The sequence below is a fragment of the Primorskyibacter sedentarius genome, from assembly GCF_004342065.1.
Classification (GTDB): domain Bacteria; phylum Pseudomonadota; class Alphaproteobacteria; order Rhodobacterales; family Rhodobacteraceae; genus Primorskyibacter; species Primorskyibacter sedentarius.
In genome coordinates, this window is sequence record NZ_SLZU01000012.1 from 52,647 (window position 1) to 73,555 (window position 20,909).

15 protein-coding genes and 1 pseudogene are annotated in these 20,909 nt (G+C 61.4%); 5 read left to right on the forward strand and 11 right to left on the reverse strand.

The window, feature by feature from the left end:
• Window positions 1–116: 116 nt before the first annotated feature.
• The gene (locus tag EDD52_RS15620; protein ID WP_132246642.1) at window positions 117–2,411 is read left to right on the forward strand and encodes an ATP-binding protein; all 2,295 of its coding nucleotides are present in this window, start codon (window positions 117–119) and stop codon (window positions 2,409–2,411) included.
• 22 nt (window positions 2,412–2,433) lie between these two features.
• Here the strand turns inward: EDD52_RS15620 and EDD52_RS15625 are convergent, their stop codons facing one another.
• Window positions 2,434–3,027 carry a gamma-glutamyl kinase gene (locus tag EDD52_RS15625; protein ID WP_132246644.1) on the reverse strand — a complete coding sequence of 198 codons (594 nt, stop codon included), beginning with the start codon at window positions 3,025–3,027 and terminating at the stop codon, window positions 2,434–2,436.
• A 196-nt stretch (window positions 3,028–3,223) separates the two neighbouring features.
• Here EDD52_RS15625 and recA point away from each other — a divergent pair, with 196 nt between their 5' ends.
• The 3 genes from recA (at window position 3,224) to EDD52_RS15640 (ending at window position 7,381) form a co-directional block, all read left to right on the forward strand.
• A complete protein-coding gene (gene recA / locus EDD52_RS15630) occupies window positions 3,224–4,303 on the forward strand; it encodes a recombinase RecA (protein WP_132246646.1) in 1,080 nt (359 codons plus the stop codon).
• Between the two features lie 126 nt (window positions 4,304–4,429).
• The gene (gene alaS, locus EDD52_RS15635; protein WP_132246648.1) at window positions 4,430–7,090 is read left to right on the forward strand and encodes an alanine--tRNA ligase; all 2,661 of its coding nucleotides are present in this window, start codon (window positions 4,430–4,432) and stop codon (window positions 7,088–7,090) included.
• A gap of 3 nt (window positions 7,091–7,093) precedes the next feature.
• Window positions 7,094–7,381: a DUF1330 domain-containing protein gene (locus tag EDD52_RS15640; protein ID WP_132246650.1), complete on the forward strand. Its 288-nt coding sequence runs from the start codon at window positions 7,094–7,096 to the stop codon at window positions 7,379–7,381.
• Between the two features lie 6 nt (window positions 7,382–7,387).
• On the opposite strand, the gene EDD52_RS15645 is transcribed toward EDD52_RS15640, so the two are convergent.
• The 10 genes and pseudogenes from EDD52_RS15645 to EDD52_RS15690 form a co-directional block, all read right to left on the reverse strand.
• The gene (locus tag EDD52_RS15645; protein WP_132246652.1) at window positions 7,388–8,071 is read right to left on the reverse strand and encodes a DUF6639 family protein; all 684 of its coding nucleotides are present in this window, start codon (window positions 8,069–8,071) and stop codon (window positions 7,388–7,390) included.
• A gap of 46 nt (window positions 8,072–8,117) precedes the next feature.
• Window positions 8,118–9,938, reverse strand: coding sequence for a translational GTPase TypA (gene typA / locus EDD52_RS15650; RefSeq protein WP_132246654.1), 1,821 nt, complete (start codon window positions 9,936–9,938; stop codon window positions 8,118–8,120).
• A gap of 58 nt (window positions 9,939–9,996) precedes the next feature.
• Window positions 9,997–10,350 (reverse strand): annotated as a pseudogene (locus EDD52_RS15655) (DMT family transporter); the annotation flags it as partial.
• Between the two features lie 310 nt (window positions 10,351–10,660).
• The gene (locus EDD52_RS15660; protein WP_132246656.1) at window positions 10,661–11,005 is read right to left on the reverse strand and encodes a hypothetical protein; all 345 of its coding nucleotides are present in this window, start codon (window positions 11,003–11,005) and stop codon (window positions 10,661–10,663) included.
• A 339-nt stretch (window positions 11,006–11,344) separates the two neighbouring features.
• The gene (locus EDD52_RS15665) at window positions 11,345–13,546 is read right to left on the reverse strand and encodes an NADP-dependent isocitrate dehydrogenase (RefSeq protein WP_132246658.1); all 2,202 of its coding nucleotides are present in this window, start codon (window positions 13,544–13,546) and stop codon (window positions 11,345–11,347) included.
• 228 nt (window positions 13,547–13,774) lie between these two features.
• Window positions 13,775–14,566: a sulfite exporter TauE/SafE family protein gene (locus EDD52_RS15670; protein WP_132246660.1), complete on the reverse strand. Its 792-nt coding sequence runs from the start codon at window positions 14,564–14,566 to the stop codon at window positions 13,775–13,777.
• A gap of 155 nt (window positions 14,567–14,721) precedes the next feature.
• Window positions 14,722–15,792 (reverse strand): DUF1513 domain-containing protein, encoded by a 1,071-nt coding sequence (locus EDD52_RS15675; protein ID WP_132246662.1) that lies wholly within the window; start codon window positions 15,790–15,792, stop codon window positions 14,722–14,724.
• 3 nt (window positions 15,793–15,795) lie between these two features.
• Window positions 15,796–16,779: an imelysin family protein gene (locus tag EDD52_RS15680; RefSeq protein WP_132246664.1), complete on the reverse strand. Its 984-nt coding sequence runs from the start codon at window positions 16,777–16,779 to the stop codon at window positions 15,796–15,798.
• Between the two features lie 2 nt (window positions 16,780–16,781).
• Window positions 16,782–18,323: a di-heme oxidoreductase family protein gene (locus tag EDD52_RS15685; protein WP_243651968.1), complete on the reverse strand. Its 1,542-nt coding sequence runs from the start codon at window positions 18,321–18,323 to the stop codon at window positions 16,782–16,784.
• Between the two features lie 202 nt (window positions 18,324–18,525).
• The gene (locus tag EDD52_RS15690; RefSeq protein ID WP_424449921.1) at window positions 18,526–19,779 is read right to left on the reverse strand and encodes an imelysin family protein; all 1,254 of its coding nucleotides are present in this window, start codon (window positions 19,777–19,779) and stop codon (window positions 18,526–18,528) included.
• A gap of 192 nt (window positions 19,780–19,971) precedes the next feature.
• On the opposite strand from EDD52_RS15690, the gene EDD52_RS15695 reads away from it, so the two are divergent.
• Window positions 19,972–20,814, forward strand: coding sequence for a glycosyltransferase family 2 protein (locus EDD52_RS15695; RefSeq protein WP_279389274.1), 843 nt, complete (start codon window positions 19,972–19,974; stop codon window positions 20,812–20,814).
• The last annotated feature ends 95 nt before the right edge of the window (window positions 20,815–20,909 follow it).

Consider the following 20,909-nt stretch of genomic DNA (forward strand, 5'->3'; position numbering starts at 1 on the left):
ACCCTGAGACGATCTTGGTAGCCTTAATAACCGGTTAACGAATCTCTCGTCGTAATGGCTGTGGCAAGAATCACATGGGGGTCGCCTTGGCCTATACGTCATTGAATCCCGGACCGATGACACGCGCATCCGGTCGTGTCTCTCAACGGCTTGGCCTGTTGCTGATCCTGTCAGCGGGGCTGCTTGGCGTCTCTTTCCTCGTGGCTTCCAGACAGGTGCAACTTGCACTTTTGGTGGCGGGTATGACTGCGCTCAGCCTTGCGCTTTTGTCCAAGGCCCTTACCGCATTGCACCGAATTCGTCGCAAATGGACATTGGATGCGCTGGCGCAGGCTGTGGCTCTGGACGGCGCCTATACGTTCTTTACGGATTTCGAAGGGGAAATCCTGTTCCGCAACCGCGCCGCCGAAGAACGCTGCGGCGCGCGCTCGGACATAACGCTGGGTGGGGAGTTGAAAGAGATCCTCGCCAATCCCGGCAGCGTGCTCCACCGGTTGAAAAGCCGGATCGGGCCGGGCGGTACGGCCAGAGAAGAGATCGTCACCCGTCAGGGATGCATCCGCCTTTCCGTACATGCCTTTGCCAGGGACGGCCTGCTGTGGCGGGTGGAAGAGAGCGCAGTGACAGAGAAGTCGCCGCTGGCCACGGCGATGGATCATATTCCGATGGTGTCCTTGGGGCGGAACAACGCCGTTCTTCAGATGAACGCAGCCGCGACAGAGCTTGTCGGCGCCCGGATCAAGGCGCTGGACCGGCTGATCCTTGACCTTCCGCTGGTCTCCGGTGGCGTCCACGATATCAGCGTTGCAGACGGCGTGGTGCGGCGCCTTGTGATCTGCGTGCAAACCAATGCCGGGCGGTCAGAGCTTTTCCTTCTGCCGGAACCAAAGATTGCAGCCTCTGACGACGCGGCGGCGGCCTTTGATGCCTTGCCTGTGGGCTTGCTGAAGCTGTCGCCCAACGGTGCGCTTTTGCGGTCCAACAAGGAGGCCCGCGCGCTGCTGGGGGGCGATTGCGCTCAAAGCAAGCTGCTGTCGGACTATATGGAAGGGCTTGGGCGCCCGCTGACAGACTGGATTCAGGAAACAGCGACCGGGCGCGGCACGAACCATTCGGAATTCCTGCGCCTGACCCGCGCTGACAAGGAGGTGTTTGTTCAGGTCACGCTGAACAGGATCACCGAGAACGGACAGACCGCCCTGATCGCCGTCATCAACGATGCGACAGAGCTGAAGACCCTCGAAGCGCAATTTGTTCAAAGCCAGAAGATGCAGGCCATCGGTCAACTCGCCGGGGGTGTGGCGCATGATTTCAACAATCTTTTGACGGCGATTTCAGGGCATTGCGACCTGTTGTTGCTCCGTCACGATCAGGGTGACCCCGATTTTGGCGACCTTGTCCAGATCAACCAGAATGCCAACCGTGCGGCCGCCCTCGTCGGGCAGCTCCTGGCGTTCTCTCGCAAGCAGACTCTGCGACCGGTTGTTCTTGATCTGCGCGACACGCTGTCCGACCTGACCCATCTTCTTAACCGGTTGGTGGGTGAAAAGGTGGTGCTGGAACTGCGGCACGACCCGGTGCTGAAACCGGTCCGTGCCGACAAGCGCCAGCTTGAGCAGGTGATGATGAACCTCGTGGTGAATGCGCGCGATGCGATGCCCACGGGTGGGCGGATCCTGATCGAAACGGAGATGAAGGTGCTGCATCAGCCGATGCGGCGCGACAGGGCAGAGGTCGCGGCGGGCGAATATGTCTCGGTCAAAGTGACCGATGATGGCGTGGGTATCCCGCCGGACAAGATGCAAAAGGTGTTCGAGCCCTTCTATACGTCGAAACGCACCGGCGAGGGCACGGGGCTGGGGCTGTCCACCGTCTATGGGATCGTCAAGCAAACCGGGGGTTTCATCTTTGTCGACAGCGTGGTCGGGTCGGGCACCTGCTTTACCCTGCTGCTGCCCGCCAGCGAAGTTGAAATGGCCGTCGGCGCATTGCCGCGTCCGGTCGAGAAGAAACCCGCGATCCGCCATGGTGACGGCGTCGTGCTGCTGGTCGAGGACGAGGCGCCGGTCCGTGCCTTTGCATCCCGCGCCCTGCGTTTGCGCGGCTACACGGTGCTCGAAGCCGCATCAGCGGAAGATGCGCTGAAACTGCTCGAAGACCCCACGGTCGAGGTCGACGTCTTCGTAACCGATGTGGTGATGCCGGGCATGGACGGGCCGACATGGGTGCGCGAAGCGTTGAAAGAACGCCCCGACGTCCGCGTTGTCTTCGTGTCGGGATATGCCGAGGACGTGTTCCGCGACAGCGAGGCACGTATCCCCAAATCTGTATTCCTGCCCAAGCCGTTCTCACTTGGCGACCTGACAGAAACGGTTCACAAACAGCTGTCTGGCGCGACCGAATCCAACTGACTTCGGCCGCGCGGGTAACCGCTCAGGTGCCGCTTTCCCAGATCTCGTATTCCGCCGCGCATTTGCGGCGGAACCGTTGCACAACCTCCTGAGATATCTCTAGGTCCAGCTTCGGCGATACGTTCGTGCGCGGCAGATCAAGCGTGACTGATAGACGGTCCTCAACAAATGCGCGCAGGGCGGGCTGGTGTTCGTAACGGAAGAGGTGATTGATCCTCACACCATTGGGCCGGGGTTCGAGAAATTTCGCCTGGCTCCCGACATTCGCGAAAGGGGGCTTGTCACCCTTCATATAGGCAAGCACGAATTGCTCAAAGCTGACATCGGCGGTGGAGGTCCGCTTGCCATCAAGAAAGGGGCGCCTGCGATAGCGATACCAGCTTCCCAGCCAGTCCAGCGGATCGCGCACGACAGCAAGCGTTTCCATGTCCTCTCCGCCCGTGCGTTCGAACATGGGCCGGAAAAACCGGTTGTAGCGGTAAATCGGCGCGTGTTTTAGCTCTGGCGGATCAAGGACGGCGATGGAGGCCCGCGTCTGCCACGTCGCCTCATAGGCCGAAGTCCCGGTCTTGGGCACGGCCAGGAAGACCAGTCTTTCTTTCCAGAACACCAGCATTACTTGCTCCTCTGCAATGACCCGGGAGTCTCGCGCAGGCTCCTCAACCCTTCCTTAACCAATTCGACCAATACTGACGAGAGCAGGAATTGACTTGAATTGTTCTCGTTTTGATCTCATATAGAAAAGAACAAGAGGCGAACAAGCAGCAGCAATTGCCGCCCGGGTCCGGGTGTGGAATAAGGACGTGAAACTCATGGCAACGGCAGATCTTCTGACTATGGACAGCAAGCGCAACGCAGATAAACAAAAGGCGCTCGACAGTGCGCTGGCCCAGATCGAACGTCAGTTCGGCAAGGGGTCCATCATGAAACTTGGTGGCGACAATGTCATCAAGGATATCGAAGCGACGTCGACCGGATCGCTTGGTCTGGACATCGCGCTGGGGATCGGCGGGCTGCCCAAAGGCCGCATCATCGAGATCTACGGGCCTGAAAGCTCTGGTAAGACCACGCTGACCCTGCATTGCGTGGCCGAAGAGCAGAAAAAGGGCGGTGTCTGCGCCTTTGTCGATGCCGAACACGCGCTCGATCCGCAATACGCCCGCAAGCTGGGCGTGGATCTGGACGAATTGCTGATTTCGCAGCCCGATACCGGTGAACAAGCGCTGGAAATTACCGATACGCTGGTGCGCTCTGGTGCCGTCAGCATGGTCGTTGTCGATTCGGTTGCCGCGCTTACGCCGAAATCCGAACTCGAAGGGGACATGGGTGACAGCAGCGTCGGCGTGCAAGCCCGCCTGATGAGTCAGGCCATGCGCAAGCTCACCGGCTCGATCAGCCGGTCGAACTGCATGGTCATCTTCATCAACCAGATCCGGATGAAGATTGGCGTCATGTTCGGCAGCCCCGAAACGACCTCTGGCGGCAACGCGCTGAAATTCTACAGCTCCGTTCGGCTTGATATCCGCCGCATCGGATCGATCAAGGATCGCGACGAGGTTGTCGGCAACACGACCCGCGTCAAGGTGGTGAAGAACAAGGTGGCCCCGCCCTTCAAACAGGTCGAATTCGATATCATGTTCGGCGAAGGCATCAGCAAGATGGGCGAACTTCTGGATCTTGGCGTGAAGGCCGGCGTGGTCGACAAATCCGGAAGCTGGTTCAGCTATGGCGACGAACGCATCGGGCAGGGCCGCGAGAATGCAAAGAACTTCCTGCGTGAAAACAAGCAGATGGCTCTGGAGATCGAGGACAAGATCCGCGCCAGCCACGGGCTTGATTTCGACATGGGCGGCTCTGGTGAAGATGCGGCAGACGATGTGATGGAAAGTTGACCGCTGCGAAAAGACGAATTTGAGGGGCCTGCACCGTAATTGGGTGCGGGCCCTTTTTCATTGCGTCATGGACAGTTGCGGGGCAGGGCGATAAACCTCTCGAAAATCCTTGCACGAGACCGAAATATGCCCTCGCTCAACGACATACGCTCTACCTTCCTCAACTATTTCGAGAAACAGGGCCACCGTATCGTTCCCTCCAGTCCGCTGGTGCCGCGCAACGATCCGACGCTGATGTTTACCAACTCCGGCATGGTGCAGTTCAAGAACCTGTTCACCGGGATCGAACATCGCGACTACACCCGCGCCACAACGTCGCAAAAATGCGTGCGGGCAGGGGGCAAGCATAACGACCTCGACAATGTCGGCTATACCGCGCGCCACCACACGTTCTTTGAGATGCTGGGGAATTTCAGCTTCGGCGATTACTTCAAGGCCGAGGCGATCCCCTTTGCCTATGAGCTGATCACCCGCGAATTCGACATCGATGCCTCGCGCCTTCTGGCCACGGTGTACCACACCGATGACGAAGCCTTCGAGATCTGGAAGAAGATGGGCATCCCCGAGGATCGCATCATCCGCATCGCGACGTCGGACAATTTCTGGCAGATGGGGCCGACCGGCCCCTGCGGTCCGTGTACCGAGATTTTCTACGATCACGGCGACCATATCTGGGGTGGCCCTCCGGGCAGCGCCGAGGAAGATGGCGACCGGTTCATCGAGATCTGGAACGTCGTTTTCATGCAGAACGAACAGTTCGAGGATGGCTCGATGCGCGCGCTCGACATGCAATCGATCGACACCGGCATGGGGCTGGAACGGATTGGTGCGCTGCTGCAAGGCAAGCACGACAATTACGACACCGATCTGATGCGCCACCTGATCGAGGCCAGCGCCAATGTCACCGACGGCGCGCCGGACGGGCCGGGCAACATCCATCACCGGGTGATCGCGGATCACCTGCGGTCGACATCCTTCCTGATCGCGGACGGGGTCATGCCCTCCAATGACGGGCGGGGCTATGTCCTGCGCCGGATCATGCGGCGTGCGATGCGGCACGCGCATCTGCTGGGGTCCCAGGATCCGGTGATGCACAAGCTGGTGCCATCGCTCGTGCAGGAAATGGGGGCCGCCTACCCAGAGCTGGGCCAGGCGCAGGCGCTGATCGAGGAAACGCTGCAACTGGAAGAAACCCGGTTCAAGCAGACGCTGGATCGCGGGTTGAAGCTGTTGGATGACGAGCTTGCGAAACTGCCGGAAGATGCGGCATTGCCGGGTGAGGCTGCGTTCAAGCTTTACGACACGTTCGGCTTCCCGCTTGACCTGACGCAGGATGCGCTGCGTGAAAAGGACCGGACGGTTGATACCGAAGGTTTCGATGCCGCCATGGCAGAGCAGAAAGCGAAGGCGCGGGCCGCATGGTCCGGGTCCGGCGAGGCTGCGGATGCGGCCATCTGGTTCGATATTGCCGACAAGAACGGCGCGACGGATTTCCTGGGCTACGATACGGAAACCGCCGAGGGTCAGATCCTCGCGCTGGTATCGGACGGGGCAGAGGTCGCTTCGGCCAAGGCTGGTGACACGGTGCAGGTCGTCTTGAACCAGACGCCATTCTATGCGGAATCCGGTGGTCAGGTCGGCGACAGCGGCACCCTTCGGGGTGACAAGGGACAAGCAAAAATCACCGATACCCGCAAGGTTGCCGGCGTGTTCATCCATTTCGCAGAGGTGACCGAGGGCGAGATTGCCAAGGGCGAAGGCGTCGTGCTGGAGGTTGATCACGCAAGACGCACGTCGATCCGGGCCAACCACTCGGCGACGCATCTGCTGCACGAGGCGCTGCGCCGTGCGCTTGGCGACCATGTCGCGCAGCGCGGATCGCTCAATGCGGATGACCGGCTGCGCTTTGATTTCTCCCATGCCAAGCCGCTATCTTCGGAAGAACTGGCGCGGGTTGATGCCGAGGTGAACGATTACATCCGCCAGAACACGCCCGTCGAAACCCGGATCATGACGCCGGACGATGCGCGCGGATTGGGTGCGCAGGCGCTGTTCGGCGAGAAATACGGCGACGAGGTTCGCGTCGTCTCGATGGGGCATGACCCGAAGTCGGGCAAAGGTGGCAATGGCGCGACCTATTCGCTTGAACTCTGCGGTGGCACGCATGTGCGCCAGACTGGTGATATCGGGGTGTTTGCCATTCTGGGCGACAGCGCATCCAGCGCAGGGGTGCGCCGGATCGAGGCCCTGACCGGGGCCGAGGCGTTCCGCTATCTGTCGCAACAGGCCCACCGGCTGGGCGACGTTGCGGCGGAACTCAAGACGCAAGCGGCCGATGTACCCGCCCGCGTCCGGGGGCTGCTGGATGAACGCAAGGCCCTGGCCAACGAGGTGGCGCAGCTGCGCCGCGAATTGGCAATGGCTGGCGGGGCCGGGCAGGGCAATGGTGCAGAGCCGCGCGACGTGAACGGCGTGCAGATGGTCGCACAGGTCTTGTCAGGCGTGTCCGGCAAGGATTTGCCGCCGCTGATTGACGAACACAAGGCGCGGCTGGGGTCCGGGGTGGTCCTGCTGATCGCCGATACCGGCGGCAAGGCGGCTGTTGCCGCGGGCGTGACCGAGGATCTGACGGGCCGGGTGTCGGCTGTCGATCTGGTGCGCGCGGCAGTTGCAGAACTGGGCGGCAAGGGCGGCGGTGGTCGTCCTGACATGGCGCAGGGCGGCGGCGCGGATGCGGCCAATGCCGAAGCAGCGTTCAAGGCGGCCGAAGCCGTCATCGGAGGATAAGACATGCCAGCACTTTGGATCGCTCACGTCACCGTTTCGGATGCGGAGGCTTACGGGCGCTATGCCGAACTCGCCGGGCCCGCAATCGCCAAACATGGCGGGCACTTCATCGCGCGGGGCGGGCGTTTTGTTCAGCTTGAAGGCAAGGAGCGTCCGCGCAACGTGGTGGCGAAATTCCCCAGTGTCGAGGCGGCTGAAGAATGCTACCACTCGCCCGAATACCAAGAGGCGCTCAGCCATGCGCGCGATGCGTCAGAGCGGGAACTTCTGATCGTAGAGACCAGCGAGTAACGCGCCTTACGGGTGTTCGATGTCCAACACGATATCGCCCCGCATGATCTGGCCGATATAGGCGCAGCTGTCGGGGCGCTGTTGGAAATGTGCCCAGGAAAACTGGGCGAACCGGTCCGGCGCCATGTAAAGGATCATCGCGTTCAGGCGGTCTCTCGGGATCTTTTTCGACATGTCGAACTCAGCCTCGAAGGTCTCGCGATCTTCGGGTGAAAGCGACCGTACCTGCATGGCATAGGCCACGTATTCGGTTGTCGCGACGCAATGCCCAAATGGGCATGGCAGGGCGTCGGCCGCAGCATGCGCCAGCTCATGGACGATGACGCTGTCAAAATAACGGTCTGTCGGGATACCGGCAAAGGCACTGTCTTCGGTGCGCCGATCGGCGATACCTGCGGGCGACAGCACGTCAATCCGCTGTTCGCCGCAGTGATAGATGCCGATGCAATCGGCCTGCATGTCGTTACGGATGCTGATCGATGTCGCCAGACCCAGCGTCACATTACATGCGGCCAGTTCCGTCAACGCGTCATCCGCGACCCTGCACACCCGCGCCGCGAGCACGGGGGTCTTCGCCGTGACTGTCAGGAGGTCGTTGTCGCATTCGAATGTCCCGGCCCGTCCTTCAGTGGCGAAGAGCAGGCAGGACAATGCGCCAGTAGCGCGGGTTAGGTACGATATCGCGGACACATCTGCAATTCTGCAATGAAGTCCGCGATACCGCCAATGATTTGGATCAACCAGCCTTGGCCATGCGCTTGCGCTCATGCGGGTCAAGGTAGCGCTTGCGCAGGCGGATGGCGTTGGGTGTGACCTCGACCAGCTCGTCATCGTCGATATAGGCGATGGCCTCTTCCAGCGACATGCGCACCGGCGTGGTCAGGCGAACGGCTTCGTCCGTGCCGCTTGCGCGCACGTTGGTCAGCTGTTTGCCCTTCAGCGGGTTCACTTCCAGATCATTCTCGCGGCTATGCTCGCCAATGATCATGCCGGTATAGACCTGTTCCTGCGCGCCGATGAAGAATTTGCCGCGATCTTCCAGCTTCCACAGGGCGTAAGCAACAGCAACGCCTGCATCCATCGAGATCAGCACACCCGCGCGGCGGCCCGGGATGGGGCCCTTATGAGCGGCCCAGCCGTGGAAGACGCGGTTGAGAACGCCCGTGCCGCGCGTGTCGGTCAGGAATTCACCGTGATAGCCGATCAGCCCGCGCGAGGGGACATGCGCGATGATGCGTGTCTTGCCTGCGCCTGCGGGCTTCATCTCTGCCAGATCACCCTTGCGGGCGCCGGTGATTTTCTCGATGACCGCGCCGGAATATTCGTCGTCCACATCGATGGTGACTTCTTCGATCGGCTCCAGCCGCTCGCCGTTTTCACCTTCGCGCATCAGAACCTGCGGGCGGGAGATCGACAGCTCGAACCCTTCGCGGCGCATGTTCTCGATCAGAACACCCATCTGCAATTCGCCACGCCCGGCAACTTCGAACGCTTCGCCGCCCGGCGTGTCGGTGACCTTGATGGCGACGTTGGATTCCGCCTCTTTCATCAGACGTTCACGGATGACGCGGGACTGCACCTTCTTGCCATCGCGGCCCGCAAGCGGGCTGTCATTGATGCCGAAGGTCACGGTGATGGTGGGCGGGTCGATCGGCTGGGCGTCAAGCGCCTCGTCCACCGCCAGAGCGCAGATCGTATCGGCCACGGTGGCTTTGGTCATGCCTGCAAGGCTGACGATGTCGCCGGCCTGCGCCTCTTCGATATCCTGCTGCGCCAGACCGCGGAAAGCCTGGATCTTGGTAACGCGGAACTGTTCGATTTTCTGGCCGATGCGGCTCAGCGCCTGCACGGTTGCGCCGACCTTCAGCTTGCCGGATTCAACGCGGCCCGTCAGGATACGGCCCACAAACGGGTCGCTGCCCAGCGTCGTGGCCAGCATGCGGAAATCTTCGCCCTGACGTTTGATCTGCTTGGGGGCAGGGACGTGGTTGACGATCAGGTCGAACAGCGCGGTCAGATCCTTGCGCGGTCCGTCGAGTTCGTGATCGGCCCAGCCGCTGCGGCCCGAAGCATACATATGCGGGAAATCCAGCTGGTCATCATCGGCGTCAAGGCTGGCAAAGAGGTCAAAGCATTCGTCCAGCGCGCGGTCGGGCTCGGCATCCGGCTTGTCGACCTTGTTCAGCACGACGATCGGGCGCAGGCCCAGTGCCAGCGCCTTGGAGGTCACGAATTTCGTCTGGGGCATAGGGCCTTCGGCCGCGTCCACCAGCAGCACGACACCGTCAACCATCGACAGGATGCGCTCTACCTCGCCGCCAAAGTCGGCGTGGCCGGGAGTGTCGACGATGTTGATGCGGTGGTTCTTCCACTCGACCGAGGTCGGCTTGGCAAAAATGGTGATGCCACGCTCACGCTCCAGATCGTTGGAATCCATCGCCCGTTCGGCAACTGCCTGATTTTCGCGGAAAGCGCCCGACTGTTTCAGCAATTCGTCCACAAGCGTTGTCTTGCCGTGGTCGACGTGGGCAATGATGGCGATATTACGCAGATCCATTTGGAAACCTTTTCTGTTCGCCCGCGCCGTACAAGTGCTGCGGGCAAAAGGCCAGCCCCTAATGCGTCGCAGCCCCGGAAAACAACTGTATCACGGCAATTCCGGCCACGATAAGCGACATTCCGATCACGGCCGGCCAGTCAAGCCGCTGCCCGAAGACGACAAAGCCGATCAGCGCGATCAGCAGAATGCCCAGCCCGGACCAAAGCGCATAGGCGACGCCCACCGGAACGCTACGCAGGGTCAGCGCCAGAAGGTAGAAAGCCGCAGCATAGGCCACCACCACGATAGCCGAGGGCAGGGGTTTTGTGAACTGCTGGCTGGCTTGCAGGGCCGTGGTCCCGATGGTTTCGGCCAGAACCGCCAGAAAGAGCGTGGCATAGGTCATGACTGTCATGGGGGGGGCCTTTCGTTGATCTGACTGGAACGTGACGCCAGATCACTCTTCGACCGCCGGAATTGCAAGTCAATTCACCCCGTGCGGCAACCGGCCGGGCAGTGCTTCTTGAACGGGAGCCGACAGGGCCGGATTTTAAGGCACAGGCGCGCAGGCATCTGGCTGGCGCAAGGGCGGCAGCCGGTACCGGGCACGGCTTCAGGGGGTTGGCTTTGCGGCGGCGCGTGCAGCGCTGCCCAATCCGACACGAACCTGCCATGAGCCGCGCGTCAGCCTTTGCCGATCCGATCCACTGACAGGAATCGGATCGGCGATCGGAACAGGATCAGCCTGCACGGTTCTGGTTCTCGTTGGTATTGCGGTTCTGATTGTTGTTCTGGTTCTGGTTTTGGTTGCCGCCGCCATTCGAGTCATCGTTCGGGCTATCATCGTCGCCGTTGTCGCTGCCGTCGCTGTCTTCATGTGCGGCACCGGTTGGCGACATGGCCGTGTAGGCACAGATCGGCAGATCTGCCGTATAGATGCCCCCGACCGGAACGTCATGCGGCCGACAGGATGGGACGCCGTATTTGTCGAAAACAGGCTCTTCCGAGATTGGTTCCGGTTTCTGCGCGCATGCTGCGAGCACGGTGAGTGATGCCGCAACCAGAGCAATGGTTTTAAGTGTCATTTTTTCAATTCCCTTTTTTTCTGCCTATCAAATCAGCGTCACATCAAACGCGGATGGCTGCTTTGACACAAATCAATGCAGAAAATCAGACCGGCGGATGCGCCTGCCCCGGAATATGTGGGGCGCCACGCGAGGGGGCCTTGGGCGGAGACGGTGATGGCTTGAAAAAAAGGGGATGGCCGCCGGAACCGTGTGGATTGGTCGCTGCTGCAGAGGCACGCATTTTTGGACCAGTCACGACAAGGCGGCGATCAATGCGCGAGATGCCTAAATGCGGCGTAAGGCGCACATAGCGGGCAAATCACCCGCTATGCGCAATGTTTTTCGTCCTCGAAAGGCTCAGCCGATGATCGCGTTCAGCGTCGCGCTTGGACGCATGACCTCTGCGGTCTTGGATGCGTCGCCGTGGTAGTAGCCGCCCAGATCGACAGGGCTGCCCTCGGCGGCCTTGATCTCGGCCGTGATCGCCTCTTCACCCTCGGCAAGCGCCTTGGCGATGGGGGCAAAATGCGCGGCAAGATCGGCATCCTTGGACTGCGCTGCCAAAGCCTCGGCCCAATAGCGGGCGAACCAGTAATGGCTGTCGCGGTTGTCCAGCTGACCGACCTTGCGCTCTGGCGACTTGTTGGTCTCCAGCAGCTTCTGGGTGGCCACTTCAACCGCTTCGCCCATGATCTCGGCCCGGGTGTTGCCGCGGCTTTCGGCCAGGAACTTCAGCGACTCGCCAAGCGCGCAGAACTCGCCAAGGCTGTCCCAGCGCAGGTGGTTTTCTTCCATCAACTGCTGAACGTGCTTGGGGGCAGAGCCGCCAGCGCCGGTTTCGAACAGACCACCGCCATTCATCAGCTTGACGATGGACAGCATCTTGGCCGAGGTGCCCAGTTCGAGGATCGGGAACAGATCGGTCAGGTAGTCGCGCAGCACGTTGCCGGTGATGGTCACGCAGTCATCGCCCTTGGTCATCGTCTCCAGCGTGAAACGCGTGGCTTCGCGCGGTGCCATGATCGGAATGTCGATCCCGGCCTTTTCAAGCGCGGGCTTGACGTATTTGATCAGCTCGGCGTCATGGGCACGGCTTGCATCGAGCCAGAAGGCGGCTGCACCGGTGGCCTTGGTGCGGGCGATGCCAAGCTGGATCCAATCCTCGATCGGCGCTTTCTTGGCGGTGGCAGAGCGCCAGATGTCGCCCGCATTCACCGCGTGTTCGTGCAGCACGTCGCCATTGCCCAGAACGATCCGCACGGTGCCAGCGGCAGGTATTTCGAAAGTGGTCGGGTGGCTGCCATATTCCTCGGCCTTCTGCGCCATCAGGCCCACATTGGACACTGCGCCACAGCTGGTCGGATCGAGCGCACCGTTTTGCTTGAAGAAATTGATCGCTTCGTCATAGACCGGCGCGTAAGAGCTGTCAGGGATGCAGCATTTCGTGTCGGCCGCCTTGCCATCGGGGCCCCAGCCGATGCCGCCTGCGCGGATCACTGCGGGCATGGATGCATCGATAATGACGTCAGAGGGGACGTGCAGGTTGGTGATGCCCTTGTCGGAATTCACCATGTAAAGCGGCGGTTTGCCTTCCAGCGCGGCCTTGAGGTCTGCCTCAAGCTCTGCATTGCCCGCGATCTTGGCTTCCAGATCGCCAATGCCCGCATTGGGCGTCCAGCCGGTGGCTGCCACGGCATCGCCATGCTTGGCCAGGAAATCCTCAAGATAAACGGCGACGAAATGGCCAAAGATGATCGGATCGGAAACCTTCATCATCGTGGCTTTCAGGTGCACAGAGAAGAGCACGCCCGGCTCCATGCTGGCGACTTCGGCGCGGATGAAATCACGCAGGGCGGCTGCCGACATGAAGGTGGCGTCAACGACCGTGCCTTCCTCGTAGCTCAGCCCGTCTTTCAGAACCGTCTCGGTGCCGTCTTCGGCGGTGAAGGTGATCTTGGCGGGGCCTGCCTGCGCTGCGGTGATGGTTGCGGATTTCTCGTTCGAGAAGAAATCATTGGCCGTCATAGAGGCGACATGGGTCTTGCTGTCAGCGCTCCATTTGCCCATCGAATGCGGGTTCTGCATGGCATAGGCCTTCACCGCCTTGGCAGAGCGGCGGTCAGAGTTGCCCTCGCGCAGGACGGGGTTCACGGCAGACCCCTTGATCGCGTCATAGCGGCGCTTGATGTCTTTTTCCGTGTCCGTTTGCGGGTCTGCGGGATAGTCGGGCAGGGCATAGCCTTGCTCTTGCAGCTCTTTGATGGCCGCGTTCAACTGCGGCTGCGAGGCCGAGATGTTGGGCAGCTTGATGACGTTCGCGGCCGGTTGCTTTACCAGCTGGCCCAGTTCCGCCAGATCGTCCGAGACGCGCTGTGCTTCGGTCAGGAATTCGGGAAAGGCCGAAAGGACGCGCGCGGCAACCGAGATGTTGCGCGTCTCGACGTCGATATCGGCGGCCTTGGCAAAGGACCGGATGATCGGCAGCAGCGACGCGCTTGCCAGTTCCGGGGCCTCGTCCACGATGGTGTAGATGATATCGGGTGTTTCTGAATTCGCCATGATGTCAGCCGTCTCCGCATTCTGATCGGGCGAGCCTGGGCAATAATGGCAGCGCCCGGATACACGCGGCGGGAAGACACGCAGGGCATCCACGGTCCCCGTTTCCGCGTAGTTGCGTGTCGCCTAGAACAGCCGACCCATCGTGTCAATGCGCTCTGCATACTATGGCGTACAATGGGCGCAAACAGTGGCGATCTGCCGCGTCACAAAGCATTTTCGCAGGCCGGATCAGGCCCAGCCAAGCATGCCGGTGACGCCGTCGTAGATCAGCTTGGCCGAAACAAGCGCAACCATGACATACATGATCGGATAGAAGATCTCTGCCCGCATCCGTTTGACAATTGCCGCGCCAAGAAATGTCGACACAAGGGCGATCGGCAGCAGGGTCAGCGCAGACCAAAGCGAGCGGGAGGTGAATTCGCCCAATGCGGCATAGGGCAGAACCTTGATCGCGTTCATCACGGAAAAGAAAATCACCGACGTCCCGGTGAATACTTTCGGGTCAAGCCGCAGCGGCATGGCGTAGACTTGGAACGGCGGCCCGCCGGCATGGGCCACGAAGCTGGTGAAGCCTGCAAACGTGCCAAAGACTGCCGCAAGCGGGCGGTTCTGCCGTGCAGCCCTCCTTGCCGTGCCACCGCGCGCAGCAATCGCCGTGCGGATGACGAAAAGCAGCGCCACGAGCCCGACCACAAGCCGCACGAAGTCGTCCGAGGTGATCGACACGGCAGAGGCACCGACAGCGATTCCCAAGATGCCTGCAGGCAGCATGTCGAGCAGCAGTTGCTTGTCGTAATAGCCGCGCCACGCCCAGAGGCTGATCGCATCCATCGCCAGCAGCACCGGCAAGAGAAGCGCCGCCGCTTGCATCGGGGGCATGACAAAGGCCAGCAGCGGGACCGCGATCAGCGCCATCGCGCCGCCCAGCCCCCCTTTGGACAGACCGACCAGTGCCACCGCCACCACGCCCAGAAGAAAAGTTTGCAGATCGGTGAAATAGGTCAGTGCAGCAAAGGTCATCAGTCATCCTGTAGAACCCGGCCACACGCCCGGGCTGGGGGCGCAGATCAGCGCCCTGTCAATTGGCTTGGTCGAATAGGGAAACTATCGGGACGCCTTTCCCGCGATCATGCCCTTGCGGCAACTTGACCGGAAATACGGGTCAGTGCAAGGGGTTACAGAGCGACGAGGTGATTGTCCCAGCTCAGCCCGGAAAAGCTGGCGAGCGGTTCGACGCTGGTTGACAGGCGTATGACGCCCCCCAACCCATCGGTTGCAACAAGCCCGCGAGCGGCAGGGGCAAGACCGCACACATCGGCCCGCGTCAGGCTTTGAACAGCGTCGGAGCCGACGTTGAAGCGGTGCACCCGGCCCCCACGCGGCGAGGTGATGGCAACATCCGCGCCGGTCCGGCTGAAGGCGACGCTGCCCGCGTAGCCTTGCATCGCCATCTGTTCCGCCAGATCGGCGGAAAGCAGACGCGGGGCAGCACCGCGTTTGTGCAGTCCAAGCAGCGGCACCGGATCCGACACATCGCCCTGCCATTGCATCGCAAAGGCGACGGTGCCATCTGCTGCGCGCGCCAGATGCCGGATCGAATTCAGGTGCAGATCCTCTTCCAGTACGACCTCTTCCAGAAGCGTGCCATCCGGCGCGACATAGGCCAGACTTGGCCGCATCTCGGGGACGTTCAGCTTATCTCGTCCGTGGTCGGGATGCGTGCGTATGCCGCCATTCGCCACGATCAGCACATCATCGGGCGTGCTGAGGATCTCGTGCGGGCCGATGCCATGGCTGGCAATTTCGCCAATCCGCTCATAGCCGCGCTTGCGCGACCAAAGCCCGATCCGCCCTGCGCCGCTCTCGATCTCGTTCTCGGTCGTGCAAAGGATGTCACCCCCGGCGATGAATGCGCCGTGACCGTAGAAATGCCGCCCTTGCGGGCTTTGCAGCCGGTGGGTCACCGCGCCCGATACGCAATCTATCACCAGCGCAAATGCTCCCGGACGGCGGGCAAAGGCCACGGCCTCTGGCGCGGTGGGATGCGCTGCGGCGGCGTGGCCACGGGTGGGCAGAGGGATGCGGAACCGTTCGGCGCCATCCTGCGCCAGACCGATCAGCAGGTAGGCACCGCTGCTGTCCCGCGCGGCGCCCAGCCAGGCCGGATCACCGGCATCTGCCCAGCTAAGCCGTGGGGCGCTGGCCGCGGCAAGCAGACTGCCAAGGAAAGCGCGGCGCGGGATCATCGCTCAGTCGCCATCGGTCGCGTTGAACCCGGCAGAGACGCCAAGGGGCACGCCGACCTCGTTACTGACGGCAGGCAGGATCGCCTTGATCCGCTGTTGCAGGATCTCCGCCTTCAGGCGCGCTTGCGGGTCCTCGACCCCGGCAAAAACCGGATCATCCAGCTCTCGCGCCGCACCAAGCGCCGCCTGGAAGGCGGCATCTGTCTGCGGCGTCGGCCCGTCCGCCAGTGCATGGGCAAAGCTGTTCAGCGCCTCCAGCGACAGGATCACGTTGCGCAGCGACCGGCCAGATCGGTGCGCCTCTGCCCGTGTCGGGCGCGGACGGTCGAACGTGCCAAGAGGGCGGCCAATCCGCTGATCCGCGTTGAACTCGATCCCTGTCGTGAGAGAGGTATACAGCGCCTGTGCGGCTTCGGATTCTGTCAGGAAAGTGGCGTTGCCTTCGGCCCCGGCGCTTGTCACGACCTGCGCGAAATCTGTGCGCCATTCCTTATCAATCGCCTGTGCCATTGCCGCCAGATCAACGCTAAGTGCCTGCGCGAACTTGCAACTGTAACTCTCTTTTATATAACCAGAAAGCTGGGGTTCGAACAGCAATCGTTCGAGCGCGGACAGGCCGCGCCCGGCGATGGAAACCTCGGCAAAGCTTGCAGGGTCTTCAACAGCCAAGTCCTCATCGGCGATCAGCCCGGCGACGGTACGGGGCACCATGCCGCGTGTATCCGGCCAGAAAGAGATCGCGAGCACGCGGCCATCTTCCTCAACCGGGCCGAAGCGCAGATGCGCCAGCCCCATCCACGCATCATATGTTGCGTGAAAGTCGTCCTGCAAGGCATTGGCTGTGCAGTCATTCAATGCGGCCTCCGCAAGCGCGCCCGAAGCGTCGGAAAACTGCGCTGTGGCTGGCAGGATATGGTCGCGCACCGCCTCGGGCACGCCTGCAAGGGCGGGGTTGGCGAGTAAGGCAAGGGCTAGAACAACACGCATCGTCACAGGCTTTCCAAAAAACGTATCAGGGCGTCACGGTCAGTTTTCGGCATATCCATTACGGAGTCCCTGGCAGCTTCGGCCTCGCCACCATGCCAGAGGATCGCTTCGAGCAGGGTTCGGGCGCGTCCGTCATGCAAATAAGCCTCTGTGCCGCTGACCTGTCTGGTCAACCCTATGCCCCAAAGCGGTGCGGTCCGCCACTCCCGGCCGGTCGCACGCAATTCGGGACGGTTGTCGGCCAGACCGTCCCCCATGTCATGCAGCAGCATATCCGTATACGGCCAGATCAGCTGAAAGCTCTGCTCTGGCTGGTCGTTCAGGCGGGCGGTCACGAATTTCGGTTGATGACAGGACGCACAGCCAGTGACATGGAAGATCTCCTTGCCGCGCAGGACCTGCGGGTCGTCAATATCGCGGCGTGCAGGAACGCCCAGGTTCCGGCTGTAGAAGGTGACGAGGTCAAGCCCCTCGGCGTCGATCTCTGTCACGCGGTCGTCATCATCCCCATGCGGCCCCGCGATGCAGGCATCCTGGCGCGCGGTGCAATCGCCGGACGCGTCGGGAAAGAGCGGGTTGGAGATGCCGATATCGCCCGCAAAAGCGCTTGCGGCCTGCTCTCGCACCGAAGGGTTGCCGGCCTTCCAGCCGAAGCGGCCCAGCATTGGCCGGTCATGCTCCACCGACCAGACGATCTGCGCCTTGCCGGAAATTCCGTCGCCGTCGGCATCATCCGGGTCTGCGAGGGCAAGGATATCTTCGACCGGGATGGCTTCCAGAAGGCCCAGACCAATCATCTGCGGGGTCAGCCGGGGCGAGATCTGAATATCGGGCGAGGGCGCCCCATAAGCGGCATCAACGATTGCGTAGCTGGGGTTGCGCAGCGTGACCACCTCGCCGTCGGCCAGTGTCACGGGGCGCTCAGTATAGGTGACCTGCATCTGCGCCTCGGCGGCATGGCCGGGCACGGCAAAGTCCTGAAGCTGCCCGCCATAAACGGGATCGGGCCGCGTGCGGGGCGTCGTGTCGCCCAGCCCGGCGAGATAGGTTTCGATCTTTGACGGCTCTGCATCGGTGGGCACGGAAAGCCGCAGGAACATCGAAACGTTGCTGTCTTCCGGGCCGTCGGGCGTGTGGCCGCGCCCATCCTTGAGGTGGCATCGCTGGCAGGACCGCGCGTTATAGACCGGCCCCAGCCCATCCGACGCCTTGGTTGACGAGGGCGACGAGACCCAGAGCTTCTTGAACAACCCGTTGCCGAGTTTGAAGTCCAGCTCTTTCTCGAAGCTCATGTTGCCGGACGGGTCCGAGAACGCATCCGCCGTGTCCCGCGCACGCACCGTGGCCGCACCGCCGGGATGGGCCTCGAACGGCTCGGGGGCGGTGAAATCTGTGGCCGGGGCGGTGACACCTGCGATGCGCGCGCGTTCTTCATCAGTGCGGGGCAGGGCGTTCAATACCGGGTGGGACAGATCATTCGCGATTGAATCCTGATCCACCGCGCCTGCCGCGAATGGCGCAAGCAGGGCGGAACTGAAGATCATTATCCGCAGGGGGAGCAAATATTTGGGACGCATCTTGAACTCCGGCTTGGAAAGGTCGTGCCACTCTTTCCTGACTGCTTCAAACGGAAAAAACTTCCAGCCCCTGCGACATCCTGCGCGCGGTATGCGCCGGCCGTGGCGCCGCTACATCGGTAAGAAATGGGGCCCCGGCGTAACCGGAGCCCGTCGCGAATTGACCGGGTTACTGGAAGACTGCCTCCGGCTCATCAAGGCTGTCAGAGCCTTCGATCCCAACACCGTCCAACCCCAGCGCGGTGACAACCCGTTCGATCCCGCGTGTCTGGTCAACAAGCGCGTCCACCGCACCCATGATCAAAGCCTCACCCGCCGCATTGCCGCGCGCCAGCATCTGATCGTAGCTGGTGCCCGCTTCGGCGGTTGATTTGATGGCCGAAAGCCGCGCCATCGTGGCGTCCAACTGCGTGCGCAGCCCGGCATCGACGGTCGGATCGACCTCTGCCACGAGGTCCGAGAGGCTCTCGCCAGTGACGGTGCTGCCGTCGATCCGCGTGTAGTGCCCGGTATAGACATTGCGGATGCCAAGCCCGTCGTAGAAATGGCTGTTATGGGTGTTGTCCGAGAAGCAGTCATGCTCTTCTTCGGGATCGTTGAGCATGACGCCCAGCTTCATCCGCTCTCCGGCCTGCTCGCCATAGGAAAGGCTGCCCATACCCGTCAGAATGGCGACGATACCGGCATCCTCATCGGCCAGGACGGTGCTGCGTGCCTCGCCACTCTCAGCCCATTGCGCGGCCATCCATTCGAGGTCTGAAATCAGCAGATCGGTCGCCGCGCGCAGGTATTCCGCGCGCCGGTCACAGTTGCCATTGGTGCACAGTTCGCCTGCGGCGTAATCGGTCCATGGGCGGTCACCTGCACCGTGATCGGTGCCGTTCAGGTCTTGCCCCCAAAGAAGAAATTCCACGGCGTGGTAACCGGTTGCGACGTTTGCCTCAACCTGATCGGCCTCGTGCAGCGTGGTTTCCAGAAACTCAGGCGTGATCGTGCTGGCATCGACCTCTTGACCCGACAGCACGAATTTCGGCTGGGCGATCACGTTAAGCGCGGCATAGGGGTTTTCGTCGGTCGGACCGGCACCATCGCCCACGTAGTCGATCAGCCCTTCGTCCAGCGGCCAGGCGTTCACCTTGCCTTCCCAGTCATCGACGATGGCATTGCCAAAGCGAAACACCTCTGTCTGCTGGTAGGGCACGCGCGAAGCGATCCACGCCTGACGCGCCTTGGTCAGCGCCTCGGCCGAGGGGTCTGCCAACAGCGCGTAAATCGCATCAGACAGGCGGCGGGCAGAGATCAGGCTGTCCTCGTAACCGGCCTGCGCGATATCGGCATAGGTGTTCAGAACCTCCGCCTTGCCTGCATAAACCGGGGTGGACAACGCCAGAAGGGCGCAGGCGGCTGTAAGTGAATGCTTCATCATATCTGCTTTCTGTCTTGATGCGTCAGAGCTTTGAATGGTCTTTCGAGTTACTGACAAAATCAGTTGGGTAAGTCAATCCGACTATAACAATCAGGTTTATGGCCCCGCGATGCCCCTTGCCAGTCCTCACACAGATGATTACCCATGGGTGAGGCTCGCGGGGGTGACATGAAAATCTGCGCATTGACAATGGCTTACAAGGACTACTGGGCGCTTGGCGTCTGGTACCGTCACTATGCGCGGCTGCTTGGACCACAGGCGCTTTACGTCGTGGCGCACGGATCCGACCCCGAGATAGAGCGGATTTGTCCGGGCGCGAGCGTTGTGACGATTCCACGTGATGACCTGAGCCATTTTGATCGACGCCGCGCAGACATGTTGAACGCATTTCAGGCAGGGCTGCTTGAAAGCTATGATTGGGTTATCCGGACGGATGTGGACGAGCTGATCTGCGCAGATCCGGAGCTTGGCGGTTTAGACCAAATCTTCTCTCAGGCCGCTGATTATCCGGTTCTGACCGCGCTTGGGCTGGATCTGGTTGAAATGCCTGATGATCGCGCTCTGTCTGACACAGTGTTTTCATCCAGAAAAAACGCATCTTTTTCAGGTCACTACAGCAAGGCCTTCGCGCTGTCTCGACCGGCGAACCTTGCCTTGCATGGAACGCGCGTGAAGCCACGAAAATTGCAGGGTTTTCCGTATCTCATGCCCGAGGGCCTGTACTTGGTTCATGTGAAATACGCCAATCTTGAAGCGCTTAGGCAGGTCAACTCCGACCGCATGCGTATCGGGAACAGTGCCGCCAAAGGCTTGCCCGGCACGGGATGGCGCGAAGCGGATGCGGATGCCGCGCGCTTCCTCGACGGGTTCGCAGCCAAGCCGCTGCTGCCATGGGGCAGGGCGCGCGCCAAGGCCTATCGCGTCCTCTCTGCCGTGCCAGCGCGCAGTGAGCGGCTGGGCATCGTAAAGGCCCGCGCGCTGAAGTTTCCATTTCGAACGACGCTGCCGGACTGGTTCGAAAAATTTGACTGACATCCACGCAGTTTCGAACAGAACAAGGCGCTAACGCTCTGGACAGCCGAGAATAACCGGGGCATTCAAAGCCCCAGTTGAATAACGGAGATCAG

What these genes read in the sequence shown, in the direction of transcription:
- EDD52_RS15685 (WP_243651968.1), bottom strand. Translation starts at nt 18,323, where the DNA reads ATGATCTTCAGTTCCGCCCTGCTTGCGCCATTCGCGGCAGGCGCGGTG.
- recA (WP_132246646.1), top strand. Translation starts at nt 3,224, where the DNA reads ATGGCAACGGCAGATCTTCTGACTATGGACAGCAAGCGCAACGCAGAT.
- EDD52_RS15675 (WP_132246662.1), bottom strand. Translation starts at nt 15,792, where the DNA reads ATGATCCCGCGCCGCGCTTTCCTTGGCAGTCTGCTTGCCGCGGCCAGC.
- EDD52_RS15625 (WP_132246644.1), bottom strand. Translation starts at nt 3,027, where the DNA reads ATGCTGGTGTTCTGGAAAGAAAGACTGGTCTTCCTGGCCGTGCCCAAG.
- EDD52_RS15670 (WP_132246660.1), bottom strand. Translation starts at nt 14,566, where the DNA reads ATGACCTTTGCTGCACTGACCTATTTCACCGATCTGCAAACTTTTCTT.
- EDD52_RS15665 (WP_132246658.1), bottom strand. Translation starts at nt 13,546, where the DNA reads ATGGCGAATTCAGAAACACCCGATATCATCTACACCATCGTGGACGAG.
- EDD52_RS15620 (WP_132246642.1), top strand. Translation starts at nt 117, where the DNA reads ATGACACGCGCATCCGGTCGTGTCTCTCAACGGCTTGGCCTGTTGCTG.
- EDD52_RS15695 (WP_279389274.1), top strand. Translation starts at nt 19,972, where the DNA reads ATGGCTTACAAGGACTACTGGGCGCTTGGCGTCTGGTACCGTCACTAT.
- EDD52_RS15690 (WP_424449921.1), bottom strand. Translation starts at nt 19,779, where the DNA reads ATGAAGCATTCACTTACAGCCGCCTGCGCCCTTCTGGCGTTGTCCACC.
- alaS (WP_132246648.1), top strand. Translation starts at nt 4,430, where the DNA reads ATGCCCTCGCTCAACGACATACGCTCTACCTTCCTCAACTATTTCGAG.
- EDD52_RS15680 (WP_132246664.1), bottom strand. Translation starts at nt 16,779, where the DNA reads ATGCGTGTTGTTCTAGCCCTTGCCTTACTCGCCAACCCCGCCCTTGCA.
- typA (WP_132246654.1), bottom strand. Translation starts at nt 9,938, where the DNA reads ATGGATCTGCGTAATATCGCCATCATTGCCCACGTCGACCACGGCAAG.
- EDD52_RS15660 (WP_132246656.1), bottom strand. Translation starts at nt 11,005, where the DNA reads ATGACACTTAAAACCATTGCTCTGGTTGCGGCATCACTCACCGTGCTC.
- EDD52_RS15640 (WP_132246650.1), top strand. Translation starts at nt 7,094, where the DNA reads ATGCCAGCACTTTGGATCGCTCACGTCACCGTTTCGGATGCGGAGGCT.